Source organism: Komagataeibacter europaeus (genome assembly GCF_002173515.1).
Classification (GTDB): Bacteria; Pseudomonadota; Alphaproteobacteria; order Acetobacterales; family Acetobacteraceae; genus Komagataeibacter; species Komagataeibacter europaeus.
In genome coordinates this window covers 1,419,843-1,433,219 of sequence record NZ_CP021467.1, presented here as the reverse complement: position 1 = coordinate 1,433,219, position 13,377 = coordinate 1,419,843, and the positions used below count along the sequence as shown (strand labels likewise).

Annotated in this window: 8 protein-coding genes; all 8 read left to right on the top strand. The window is 63.9% G+C overall.

Annotated features, from left to right (window positions below; translation table 11 throughout):
* The first annotated feature begins 1 nt into the window (after position 1).
* The 8 genes from nuoL (at position 2) to dnaE (ending at position 13,330) form a co-directional block, all read left to right on the top strand.
* On the top strand, positions 2-1,939 hold the full coding sequence (gene nuoL / locus S101446_RS06565) for an NADH-quinone oxidoreductase subunit L (protein WP_087607959.1): 1,938 nt from the start codon (positions 2-4) through the stop codon (positions 1,937-1,939).
* A 24-nt stretch (positions 1,940-1,963) separates the two neighbouring features.
* On the top strand, positions 1,964-3,388 hold the full coding sequence (nuoN, locus tag S101446_RS06560; protein WP_010506350.1) for an NADH-quinone oxidoreductase subunit NuoN: 1,425 nt from the start codon (positions 1,964-1,966) through the stop codon (positions 3,386-3,388).
* 3 nt (positions 3,389-3,391) lie between these two features.
* On the top strand, positions 3,392-4,186 hold the full coding sequence (locus tag S101446_RS06555; protein WP_087607958.1) for a biotin--[acetyl-CoA-carboxylase] ligase: 795 nt from the start codon (positions 3,392-3,394) through the stop codon (positions 4,184-4,186).
* A 284-nt stretch (positions 4,187-4,470) separates the two neighbouring features.
* On the top strand, positions 4,471-6,114 hold the full coding sequence (locus tag S101446_RS06550; protein WP_010506345.1) for a ribonuclease J: 1,644 nt from the start codon (positions 4,471-4,473) through the stop codon (positions 6,112-6,114).
* Between the two features lie 373 nt (positions 6,115-6,487).
* A complete protein-coding gene (proS, locus tag S101446_RS06545) occupies positions 6,488-7,810 on the top strand; it encodes a proline--tRNA ligase (protein ID WP_087607957.1) in 1,323 nt (440 codons plus the stop codon).
* The gene (locus tag S101446_RS06540) at positions 7,810-9,054 is read left to right on the top strand and encodes a lipoprotein-releasing ABC transporter permease subunit (RefSeq protein ID WP_087607956.1); all 1,245 of its coding nucleotides are present in this window, start codon (positions 7,810-7,812) and stop codon (positions 9,052-9,054) included. The genes proS and S101446_RS06540 overlap by 1 nt, the downstream gene beginning before the upstream one ends.
* On the top strand, positions 9,047-9,754 hold the full coding sequence (locus tag S101446_RS06535; RefSeq protein ID WP_087607955.1) for an ABC transporter ATP-binding protein: 708 nt from the start codon (positions 9,047-9,049) through the stop codon (positions 9,752-9,754). The genes S101446_RS06540 and S101446_RS06535 overlap by 8 nt, the downstream gene beginning before the upstream one ends.
* Before the next feature lie 141 nt (positions 9,755-9,895).
* The gene (gene dnaE / locus S101446_RS06530) at positions 9,896-13,330 is read left to right on the top strand and encodes a DNA polymerase III subunit alpha (protein ID WP_010506336.1); all 3,435 of its coding nucleotides are present in this window, start codon (positions 9,896-9,898) and stop codon (positions 13,328-13,330) included.
* Positions 13,331-13,377: the final 47 nt, after the last annotated feature.

Below are 13,377 nucleotides of genomic sequence, written 5' to 3'. Positions count from 1 at the left end.
AATGCAGACGGCATCCTTCCTGTTTGAAGTGGCGGTGTTCGCGCCCCTTATCGGCTTCCTGGTGGCGGGCTGTTTCGGTCACCTGATGGGCGACAGTGCTGCGCGGTTCACCACCATCGGCCTCATGATCTGTTCGGCGCTGGCGGCCATTGGCGTGCTGGGGTTCGAGATGGGCGACGTGGGCACGTTTGTCGTGCCGGTGGCTGACTGGGTCCACGCCGCGGGTTTCCGGGCCGACTGGCAGCTACGCATGGACATGCTTTCGGTTAGCGTGGTGGCCATGGTCACCGTGGTCTCCCTGCTGGTGCATGTGTACAGCGTGGGCTACATGGCGCATGAGGCGCGGCCGGTGTACCGCTTCTTTTCCTACCTGTCGCTGTTCACGTTCGCCATGCTGATGCTGGTGACGTCGGACAACCTGCTGCAGCTGTTCTTCGGCTGGGAAGGGGTGGGGCTGGCCAGTTACCTGCTGATTGGCTACTGGTATGACCGGCCTTCCGCCTGTGCTGCCGCGATCAAGGCGTTCGTGGTCAACCGTATCGCCGACCTGTTCTTCCTTGTCGGCATCTCGCTGATCTTCATCCGGCTGGGCAGCGTGTCGTATGAGGAAATCTTCGCCGCCATCCCCTACCATGTGAACGACACGTTCGCGCTGTTCGGCACGCATCCGCTGTATGAGGTCATCGCGACGCTGCTGTTCATCGGGGCGATGGGCAAGTCGGCGCAGCTGTTCCTGCATACATGGCTGCCGGATGCGATGGAGGGGCCGACCCCGGTTTCCGCCCTGATCCACGCGGCGACCATGGTGACGGCGGGCATCTTCCTCATGGTGCGCATGTCGCCGCTGGTGGACCTGGCGCCGGTCACCCGCGATCTGATCGTGCTGGTTGGCGGCACGACAAGCTTCTTTGCCGCGACCGTGGGGCTGGTGCAGCCCGACATCAAGCGCACGATTGCCTATTCCACCTGTTCGCAGCTTGGTTACATGTTCGTGGCTGTTGGCGTGGGGGCGTATCAGGCGTCCATGTTCCACCTGACCACGCATGCGTTTTTCAAGGCGCTCCTGTTCCTTGGCGCGGGCTGTGTGATCCATGCCGTGCATGATGAACAGGACATGTTCCGCATGGGCGGGCTGTGGCGGAAGATCCCCTTCACCTATGCCGCCATGTGGATCGGCAGCCTTGCGCTGGCCGGTATCTTCCCCTTTGCCGGTTACTGGTCAAAGGATGCGATCCTGGAAGCCGCATGGATGTCGGACAGCGGCATGGGCCATTATGGCTGGGTCATGGGGTGTGTCACCGCGTTCCTGACCGCGCTGTACAGCTGGCGCCTGATCTTCCTGGTGTTCCATGGCAAGCCGCGTGACGCGCACCTGCATGACGGCGCGCATGAAAGCCCGGCTTCCATGATGGTGCCTGTCGGCCTGCTGTCCGTGGGCGCGGTGATTGCGGGTGTCGTGCTGGAACCGTTCTATATCGGCAGCCATCAGGCGGCGTTCTGGAACGGGGCGATTGCCGCCATTCCCGGCCATGACGTGATCGAACGCCTTGAACAGACACCCGGCTTCATCGCGCTGGTGCCGACATTCGCCGCCGTGCTGGGCATTGCGGTGGCCTATGTCTGCTATATCGCAAGCCCCGGCATTCCGGCGGCCCTCGCGCGCAGCCTGCGCCCGCTTTACCTGTTCCTGCTGAACAAGTGGTATTTCGACGAACTGTATGACGTGGCCATCATCCGTCCCTATCGCGCGATTGCGCGCCTGTTGTGGAAGGGCGTGGACGAGGACGTGGTCGAGGGCATACCCGAAGGGCTGGCCCGCCTGACCGCGGGCGGCGCGGGGCAGGCCGTGCGCATCCAGACCGGGTCCATGGCGGTCTATGCCTTTTCCATGCTGATCGGGCTGGTGGTGCTGCTGACCACCATGCTGTTCTTCCGCTAACCCCGCATGTCAGGGCCAATACCAATGAACTGGACACTTGCACTGCCCGAAATCGTGCTGGCCCTGTCGGGGCTGGTCATCCTGCTTGCCGGGGTGATGCAACGGCGTGGGCAGGCCTTCTTCTCCTGCGCGATGATGACGCTGCTGGCCCTGGTGGTCACGGGCATTCTTGTCGTGCTGTCGCCCGATGGCACCGGATACAACCATATTTTCATCAATGACGGCTTCGCCCGTTTCATGAAGGTGCTGAGCCTGACGGGGGCCGCGCTTTCGGTGGTGCTGAGCGTGGGATACGCGCGGGAAATGGAAATCGACAAGTTCGAATTCCCTGTCCTGATCGTGTTTTCCACGCTGGGCACGATGATCATGGCGTCATCGGGCAACCTCATGACGCTGTTTGTCGGGCTGGAACTGTCCTCGCTGTCCATCTACATCCTATGCGCCTTCGCGCGGGACCGGGTGACGGCGGCGGAAGCGGGGCTGAAGTATTTCGTGCTGGGGTCGCTGGCGTCGGGACTGCTGCTGTATGGCATCTCGCTTGCGTACGGTTTTGCCGGGACGATGGAATATGCCGGGCTGCAGCAGGCGGTGCGCGGCAGCGCGGTGCTGCCCGCCGGGCTTATGGTGGGCATCGTGTTCGTGCTGGTGGGGCTGTGCTTCAAGCTGTCCATGGTGCCGTTCCACATGTGGACGCCTGATGTGTACCAGGGGGCGCCCACCTCGGTCACCGCCTATATGGCCGGGGCGCCCAAGATCGCGGCATTCGCCGTGCTGCTGCGCGTCATGGCCGGCCCCTTTGGCAGCATGACGCCACAGTGGCAGCTGCTGATCGAGGTCGTTTCCGCCGCGTCCATGGTGTTCGGGTCACTGGCGGCCATTCCGCAGGGGAACATCAAGCGGCTCATGGCGTATTCCTCCATCGGGCACATGGGCTACGCCATGATCGGCATGGCGGCCGGCACGGCGGAGGGCACGCGCGGCACGCTGGTCTATCTGGTGACCTACCTGTTCATGAATGTCGGCGCGTTCGCGGGGATTGTCGCCATGCGCCGCAAGGGGCGCGCGGTCAGCCGGATCAGCGACCTGTCCGGTCTGGGGCGCACCGACCCGGGCATGGCGCTGGCCATGGCGGTGTTCATGTTCTCCATGGCCGGGGCACCGCCGCTGGCCGGGTTCTTTGGCAAGCTCATGGTGTTCTATGCCGCGATCAACGCCCATCTTTACGGGCTGGCGGCAATTGGTATCGTCAGCAGCGTGATCGGGGCGTATTACTATATCCGGATCGTCAAGATCATGTTTTTCGATGCCGCCGCTCCGGCGCTGGACCGCTCGCCTGTTTCCGTCTCCTTCGTATCGGTGGGAATGGGGCTGGTGACCACGTTCTTCGTGGTGGGGCTTGGTCCCGTTGCGACAGCAGCACAGGCGGCGGCGAGCGCATTGTTCAGGTAACGCATGACCCAGCCCGCCCTTCATCCCTCCGTTGTCACGATACCCCGTGGCGATGGCCCCGCATGGCGGATGGAGGTGCATGACAGGCTGGGATCGACATCCGACCTGTGCAAGGCCCGGCTTGAGGCGGGCGAGGGGGCGGATGGCGTCGCCATACTCGCGCTGGAACAGACGGCGGGGCGGGGCAGCCGCGGGCGTGAATGGTGCGATCCCGGTGGCAACCTTGCCCTGTCCATCATGCTGGTGGGGCAGGGGGCATCGGTGCCGGTGGGGCTGTGGCCGTTCATTGCCGGGCTTGCGCTGCATGACGCCATCGCGGGTTACGTACCTGCCGGTCATGCGCTGGAACTGAAATGGCCCAACGACCTGCTGCTTGATGGGTGCAAGATGGCGGGTATCCTGATCGAGACCGGGATCGGCCCCGGGGTGTCATGGCAGGTGATCGGCATCGGGGCCAATCTGCGTGGCAAACCCGATATCGCCGGGCGCACGCTGGCCTGCCTGGCGGATTGCGGGGGCGATGTGCCGGACGCACCCGAAGTGGCGCGCGCGATCCTGCACCATCTGGATTTGTGGCTGTCGCGTTATCGCGCCAATGGTTTTGGCGCCATCCGCACCGCATGGCTGGAACGCGGGCACGCGATTGGCACCGCCATACGGGTTACGGCAGGAAACCGGCAGTTTATCGGCACGTTTGCAGGGCTGGGGGATGACGGTATCCTGTTGCTGCGCACGCCCGAAGGGGTGCGTCGCGTGGTGACGGGGGACGTGCTGATGGTCCCCGCGCACCCAGAATAATCGGCCCCGGCAAAGGAAAGAGATTTAAGTTGGCGGGATTACATGATAATCCCATGCATGATTTCATGGCGAAAGGTGTCGAGCGCCGTCCACCCGTACCGGGTGGCATGGGCTGCTCCACCCGAAGCCGACAGGGCAGGCGGACCGGCGACATGCTGGCGCCAGACAGGATCTTGGCCCCGACCGGGCTGACAGCAGGGCACGTAACAACGGCACGGGACAGGCGTTCCGGGGCCATTTTTCAAACACATCTGAAACCATGGTAACTGACACAGGATTTGTTGATGAATGATATGACAGGCGTTTCATTCCTCCCGTTAGGCGGAACAGGCGAAATTGGCATGAACCTCAACCTGTACCGACAGGGTGAGGCGTGGCTGGCGGTGGATTGCGGCATCGGCTTCAGCGGCAATGACACGCCGGAGGCGGAAATCATCCTGCCTGATCCGGTTTTCATCGCCGAACGCAGGGACAGGCTGACCGGTCTGGTCGTCACCCACGCGCATGAAGACCACCTGGGGGCGATCGCCCATCTGTGGCCGCAGCTTGGCTGCCCGGTCTATGTCACGCCGTTTGCCGCGGCAGTGCTGCGCCGCAAGCTGGGGGAGGCAGGGCTGCTGCAGCAGGTGCCCATCCATGTGATCGCCCCCGGCAGCGCCTTTACCGTCGGGCCGTTTGACCTGCGCTTCGTCTCGGTCACGCATTCGGTGCCGGAATCACAGTCGCTGGTGCTGCGCACGCCGCAGGGCATCATTGTCCATACCGGGGACTGGAAGATCGATCCCGACCCGCAGGTCGGACCGCCGACCGACCTTGAAACCTTCGCCGAACTGGGGCGTGAGGGCGTGCTGGCCATGGTGTGCGACAGCACCAATGTCCGCACCGAAGGGCCGTCCGCGTCCGAAGCCGATGTGCGGCGCGAGATGACGCGCCTCATCGCCTCGCTCGAGGGGCGGATCGCGGTGACCTGCTTCGCCAGTAACGTTGCCCGCGTGGAAACGCTGGCCATGGCGGCAAAGGCCGCTGGCCGCCGCGTTGCCGTGGTCGGGCGCAGCCTGCGCAACCTTGAGGTCGCGGCGCGCGAATGCGGCTACCTGTCGGATGTGCCGCACTTCCTGTCGGAACAGGACGCCAATTCCATTCCCGACAGCCAGATCCTGCTGATCGTGACCGGCAGCCAGGGCGAGCCCCGTTCGGCCCTGTCGCGCATCGCGGCCGACACCCACCCCAACATCGCGCTGGGTGAGGGGGATACGGTCATCTACAGCAGCCGCATGATTCCCGGTAACGAGCAGGCCGTGATCCAGGTGCAGGACAGCCTGACCCGCCGTGGCGTGCATGTCATTACCGACAAGGACCACCTTGTGCATGTATCAGGCCACGCCACGGGTGGTGACGTGCGCAAGCTGTATGACCTTGTGCGCCCGCGTTTCCTGATCCCGGTGCATGGCGAATGGCGTCACCTGACCGCCAATGCCGCCATTGCGCAGGAACTGAATATCGAACCCGTGCTGCTGGAAGATGGCGATATCCTCGACATCCGCGCCGACGGGGTCGAGATCGGCGATACCGCCCCCACCGGGCGTCTGGTGCTGGATGGCGGGCGCATCCTGCCCATGAATGGCGGCGTACTGTCGGCGCGGCGCCGGATGCTGTTCAACGGCATGGTGCTGGGCAGCTTCGCGGTGGATGATGAGGGCTACCTGATCGGTGACCCGAAGGTCAGCGCGCCCGGCCTGCTGGATGCCGAAGACCCCGAAACCCAGCGCGTGACCGAGGAATTCGGCAATGCGCTGGATGAAATCCCCGATGAACTGCGTGAAAACGACGCGACCTTCCGCGAAGCGGCCAAGACAGCGCTGCGCCGCGCGCTGGGTCGCAAGCTGCAGAAGCGCCCGCTGGTCGATGTGCATCTGCTGCGGGTGTAGCTGACGGAAAGTAATGAAAGTTTTCTGGTGCCGTCTTTTTTGAACAGGGCGGCACCAGAAACGTCTTTATGATCCTTGGGCCGCAAATGATTATGGCAGGGAACGGATGAACCGTTTCCTGCCATTATTTTTTTGGTACGTTTTCCCTAAACCCGGCGTCTCGTGTGCAACCAGATTTGCCTGCGCACCTTAGCCCCGGCACGGGGTTGCCGCCATGCCCCCTCACGCGGATGTTTACGCATTGCCGGCCTTTGGCCATCACGCTTCGGTGTGGCGCGGGGGGATATCACGCACATGCCCCATTCCACGGGCGTTGTGATTGGTCTAGGGTCCGCTGCATTATCGGTTCTCATACTTCAAGGTTCATACGGATATGCGTCTGTCCCGCAGTTTTCTGCCGACCCTCAAGGAAAATCCGGCCGAGGCCCAGATCACGTCGCACCGGCTCATGCTGCGTGCGGGCATGATTCGCCAGACTGCGGCAGGCATCTATGCCTGGCTGCCAGCCGGCCTGCGGGTGCTGCGCCATATCGCGAATATCGTGCGCCACGAACAGGACGCCGTGGGCGCGCAGGAACTGCTGATGCCCACCATGCAGTCCGCCGACCTGTGGAAGCGTTCGGGCCGCTATGACGCCTATGGCCCGGAAATGCTGCGCATCCGTGACCGGCATGAACGCGACATGCTGTTCGGCCCGACCAACGAGGAAATGATCACCGACCTGTTCGGTCAGGCGGTCAAGTCCTACAAGGAACTGCCGCAGGTGCTGTACCAGATCCAGTGGAAGTTCCGTGACGAGGTCCGCCCCCGCTTTGGCGTGATGCGCGGGCGTGAATTCTACATGAAGGACGCCTACAGCTTCGACCTCGACCATGATGCCGCGGTTGATACCTATCGCCGCATGATGCTGGCCTACCTGCGCACGTTCCAGCGCCTTGGCGTGCGCGCGATCCCGATGCGCGCCGATACCGGTCCGATCGGCGGTGAACTGAGCCACGAATTCCTGATCCTGGCCCCCACGGGGGAAAGCGGCGTGTTCTTCGACAGCGCGCTGGAGGACCAGGACTGGCTGGGTGAAAACGTTGACCTCAATGACCGGGCGTCGCTTGAAAAGTTCTTCACCGGTATGACGTCGTTCTATGCCGCGACGGATGAAATGCATGACGCGGATGCATGGGCGAAGGTGCCGGCCGAACGCCAGCGCGAGGGGCGTGGCATCGAGGTCGGGCATATCTTCAACTTCGGCCGCAAGTATACCCAGTCCATGGACATCGCGGTCAGCGGCCCCGACGGCGCGCCGCTGTATCCGGAAATGGGGTCGTACGGCATTGGTGTCTCGCGTCTTGTCGCCGCGATCATCGAAGCCAGCCATGATGACAACGGCATTATCTGGCCCGCGTCCGTAGCCCCCTTCCGGGCCGCCATCATCAACCTGAAGAATGGTGACGCGCAGTGCGACGCCATCTGTGAAAAGCTGTATGCGGCAGCGCCTGATGACCTGCTGTATGACGACCGTGCCGAACGCGCGGGCGCGAAGTTTGCCGATGCCGACCTGCTGGGCCATCCGTGGCAGCTGATCGTGGGGCCGCGCGGGGCGAAGGATGGCAAGGTGGAAGTGAAGAACCGCCGCACCGGTGAACGCACCGAGGAAACGGTGGACGCGGCCCTGGCCCTTATCGCGAAAATACGCGTCTGATGTTTGGTCCCTTCGAGCGGATGGTCGCCGGGCGTTACCTGCATGCCCGGCGGGGGGAGCGGTTCGTTTCCGTCATCGCGATCTTCTCGCTTGTGGGGATCGCGCTGGGTGTCGCCACGCTGATCATCGTCATGTCGGTCATGAACGGGTTCAAGGCCGACCTGCTGGGCCGTATCCTGGGGCTGAATGGCGATCTCAGCGTCTTTGGCGTGACACGCACCATCAGCGATTATGATGACGTGGCCGGACGGGTGCGCAGGGTGCCGGGCGTCGTATCGGCGGCCCCACTGGTGGAATCGCAGGTACTGCTCAATTCCGGCAGCTACAATGCGGGCGGGCTGGTGCGCGGCATGACGCGGGCCGATCTGCAGGCGCTGCATGAGGTCAGCGACAACCTTGTCGCCGGTTCCATGGACGATTTTGGCGGCGATGACACCATCATCGTCGGCACCACGCTGGCGGAACGCGCGGGGCTGACGGTGGGCGGCAGGCTGACGCTGGTTTCGCCCCAGGGGGCGGCGACCGCATTCGGCACCATGCCGCGCGTGCGCGCCTATCGCGTGGTGGGCATATTTGATGCGGGCGTGAATGACTATAACGCCAGCTATGTATTCCTGCCGCTGCATGCGGCGCAGGTCTATTTCCAGCTACCGGGGCAGGTGACGCAGGTGCAGGTCATGACCCGGGATGCGGAAAACGTCGCCCCCATCCGCCAGGCGATCGAAAAGGCGATGGATGGCAACGTGCGCGTCATGGACTGGACGCAGAGCAACAATGCCTTCTTCGGCGCGGTGCAGGTGGAACAGAACGTGATGTTCCTGATCCTGACGCTGATCATCCTTGTTGCGGCCTTCAACGTGATCTCGTCGCTGATCATGATGGTCAAGGACAAGAGCGCCGATATCGCCGTGCTGCGCACGCTGGGGGCGACGCGTGGGGCGATCATGCGCATCTTCCTCATGTGCGGGGCATCGGTGGGGGTGACGGGCACGTTTGTCGGCACCGGACTTGGCATCGTGTTCTGCCTGAATATCGAACATATCCGCCAGCTTCTGCAGCGCATCACCGGCACCGACCTGTTCAATGCCGAGGTGTATTATCTGGAACACCTGCCCGCCAGGCTGATCTGGTCGCAGGTGATCGAGGTGATCGTGATGGCGCTGGTGCTGTCGCTGCTGGCCACGCTGTACCCGTCATGGCGGGCGGCAAGGACGGACCCGGTGGAGGCCCTGCGCCATGAGTGATGCCCTGAACAACGCCCCACCGCTGCGCATGGATGGCGTGGCGCGCCGTTACATCAGCGGCGAGGAAACGCTGAATGTGCTGCGCGGCGCGGACCTGACGCTGCACCCCGGTGAGATCGTGGCCCTTGTCGCGCCTTCGGGCACCGGGAAGTCCACGCTGCTGCATCTGGCTGGCCTGCTGGAAAAGCCGGATGCGGGCTGTGTCATGGTGGCGGGGCAGGACGCGGGCGCGCTGACGGATGCCCGGCGGACCGAGATCCGGCGCGACCGGATCGGGTTCGTGTACCAGTTCCACCACCTGCTGGCCGAATTCAGCGCCCGTGAAAATGTCATGCTGCCGCAGATGATCGCGGGCGTCGCGCGCAGGGATGCACGCGCGCGGGCGGACGAACTGCTGTCCATTTTCGGGCTGGGGCACCGGCTGGACCATCTGCCGGGCAAGCTGTCGGGGGGGGAAAAACAGCGCGTGGCCATTGCGCGCGCGCTGGCCAACCGCCCGCATGTGCTGCTGGCGGATGAACCGACGGGCAACCTGGACGTGAATACGTCTGACGCGGTGTTTGACGCGCTGCTGGAAACCGTGCGCGCCCATGGGGTCGCCGCCCTGATCGCGACCCATAACATGGACCTTGCCCGCCGCATGGACCGCATCGTGACCCTGCGTGACGGGCTGGTCGTGCCGGTGGCGCCTGTCACCTGAAAATCTGTAAAAAGCTTCAAAGAACGCCGCTTTTAACAAAAAGGCGGCACCCAAGAAACTTTTGTCATTTTTTATGCATGGCAGGTCATGCCTTGCGCACGGGGCGTGCGAATCAGATGCGGTGTGGGGTAAGATATGCCCATGTCCCATGCCGATTTCGTTCACCTGCGTGTCCATTCCGCCTATTCCCTCAGCCAGGGGGCCATCCGCGTGCCCGAACTGGTGGCGCTGGCCCACGACATGCACATGCCCGCCGTCGCCATTACCGATACGGGCAACATGTTCGGCGCGCTGGAATTCTCGCAATATTGCGGGAAAAAGGGCGTGCAGCCCATTATTGGCTGCCAGATCGGCCTGCCGTCGCGCAGCGACAAGCCAGGCAGCCCGGCCGAACCCGTGGTGCTGCTGGCGCGCAATGCGGAAGGGCTGGCCAATTTGCAGTTCCTGTCCTCGGCGGGGTTCCTGCAGCATGAAACGGATGAACCGACCGTTACCCTTGATATGCTGTGCGAACGCGCGGGCGGCCTGTTCCTGCTGACGGGCGGCAGCCGGGGACCATTGTTCCATATGCTGGCCGAAGGGCAGGAGAAGGAGGCCGCGCGCCTCATGGACCGGCTGCACGAAGCCTATGGCAGCCACATGGCGGTGGAACTGCACCGTCATGGGCAGGCGGCGGAACGCGCGGTGGAGCCGGGCATGATCGCCATGGCAGACCGCATGGGCCTGCCGCTGGTGGCGACCAATGAATGTTTCTTTCCCAGGCCGGACATGTACGAGGCGCATGATGCGCTGCTGTGCATCGCGCAGGGCCGCACCATGGCCGAACGCGACCGCTGGCGGGTCACGCCCGAACACTGGTTCAAGCCGCCGGAGGTCATGCGCGAACTGTTCGCCGACCTGCCCGAAGCCTGCGACAATACGCTGGACATCGCACGCTGCTGCGCCATTGCAGTGGAAACGCGCAAGCCCCTGCTGCCGGTCTGCCCGAAGGTGGAAGAAGGCCAGACCGAGGAACAGACATTGCGGCACATGGCCGTTACCGGCCTGAAAAACCGCCTGTCGCGCATGACTGTCGATGACGATATGCGGACGAAATACGAGGAACGCCTGGCGTTCGAACTCGACATTATCGCCCAGATGGGGTTCCCCGGTTATTTCATGATCGTGGCCGACTTCATCCAGTGGGCCAAGGCGCATGACATACCCGTGGGGCCGGGGCGTGGTTCGGGTGCGGGGTCGCTGGCGGCATGGGCGCTGACCATTACCGATATCGACCCCATTCCCTTCAACCTGCTGTTCGAGCGGTTCCTGAACCCCGAACGCGTGTCGATGCCTGACTTCGATATCGATTTCTGTCAGGACCGGCGGGACGAGGTGATCCGTTACGTCCGTAACGAATACGGTCCCGACCGCGTGGCCCAGATCATCACGTTCGGTAAGCTGCAGGCGCGCGCCGCCGTGCGCGACGTGGGGCGCGTGCTGGGCCTGCCATTCGGCATGGTCAACCGCGTGGCGGAACTGATCCCCAACAATCCCGCGCAGCCGGTGACACTGAAACAGGCGATCGAGGGGGAGCCGCGCCTGCAGGAAATGCGCGATGAGGACGAAGCCATCGCCCGCCTGCTGGAAATCGGCCAGCAGCTGGAAGGCCTGTTCCGCCATGCCAGTACGCATGCGGCGGGTGTGGTGATTGGCGACCGCGAACTGGTGGAACTGGTGCCGCTGTACCGTGATCCCAAGAGCGACATGCTGGTCACGCAGTACAACATGAAGTTCGTGGAGCAGGCGGGGCTGGTCAAATTCGACTTCCTCGGCCTGACCACGCTGACCATCCTGCAGCGCGCGGTGCAGTTCCTGCATGGCATGGGGGTCGAGGTCGACCTGTCGGCCCTGCCGCTGGATGACGGACTGACCTATGACATGCTGGCGCGCGGCGATACGGGCGGCGTGTTCCAGTTTGAAGGCGCGGGCATGCGCGACGTGCTCAAGCAGATGCGCCCGACCCGGCTGGAAGACCTGATCGCCGCCGTGGCGCTGTACCGTCCCGGGCCGATGGCCAACATCCCCGATTACTGCAGGCGCAAGCACGGTGAGCCGTGGGAGCCGCCGCACGAGGAAATCCGCGATATCCTGGAAGAGACCTACGGCATCATGGTCTATCAGGAACAGGTCATGCAGATCGCCCAGAAGATGGCGGGCTACAGCCTGGGCGGGGCGGACCTGCTGCGGCGCGCCATGGGCAAGAAGATCCGCGCGGAAATGGACCGCCAGCGCGTGATCTTTACCGAAGGGGCGATGAAGCGCGGCATTGAAAAGGAAAAGGCCGCCGAGGTGTTCGACCTCATGGCCAAGTTCGCCGATTACGGGTTCAACAAATCCCATGCCGCCGCCTACGCGCTGGTGTCGTACCAGACGGCGTGGATGAAGGCGAACCATCCCGTGGCCTTCATCGCCGCGTGCATGTCGCTTGCGCGTGAAAAGACCGACAAGCTGGCGGGCCTGCGGCAGGAAGCCGACCGGCTGGGCATTCCCATCCTGCCGCCCGACATCAATGCATCCGGCGCGGATTTCACGGTGGAAAAGCTGCCCGATGGCAAGGGCTATGGCATCCGCTACGCGCTGGCCGCGGTCAAGAAGGTGGGGCTGAGCGCCATGCAGTCGCTGGTGGCGGTGCGCGGCGACAGGCCCTTTACCGACCTTGAGGATCTGGCCGCCCGCCTGGACCCCCGGCAGGTCAACAAGATGCAGCTGGAAAACCTGGCCCGCGCGGGGGCGTTCGACACCATCCTGCCCAACCGCGCGCAGGCCTGCGGTGGGGCTGAAACCGTCATGCGGCGCGCGCAGGCCAATGCGCAGGAAGCCGCCAGTGGGCAGATCGGCCTGTTTGGCGGTGGTGGCGACATACCCGCCCAGCGTGAGCCGCTGCGCCTGCCGCGCTGCGCCGACTGGCCTGAATTCGAACGGCTGAACATGGAAGCCGACGCCATCGGCTTTCACCTGACGGGGCACCCGCTGGATTCCTATGGCCCGCTCATGCGCAGGCTGGGGGCGGTCAGGGCCACGGGGCTGGAGGCGGCGGCACAGGCGGGCATTGGCCGCGTCAAGATCGCCGGCTGCGTGGTGGACCGCAAGGAACGCCCCACCCGCACGGGGAACAAGATGGCGTGGGTGCGGCTGTCCGATGCATCGGGCGGGTGTGAGATCACCTTCTTTTCCGAAGTGCTGTCGCGGTCGCGCGAAATCCTGGTGGCGGGCAATGCCGTGGTGGTGACGGCGGATCTGAAGCTGGATGGTGAGGCGTTGCGCATCACGGCGTCCGACGTGATGGAACTGGAACAGGCGGCGGCGGAAGCCGCGGCGGAACTGCGTATCTGGTTTGACCGGGCGGATGCGCTGGAACCGATCCGTGACGTGCTGCAGGGCAATGGCAACGGGCGGGGGCGGGTGATCCTGCTGCCATCGGTCGCGGAAACGCGCGATGTTGAACTGACGCTGGCCGAACGTTACCGCGTGACCCCACGTGTGGCGCAGATGATCAAGGCCATCGAGGGCGTGGGCAAGGTGGAACAGTTCTGACCCCATGCCCCGGCGGGCCGGGACCGTCATGAACCTTGCATGTGCCG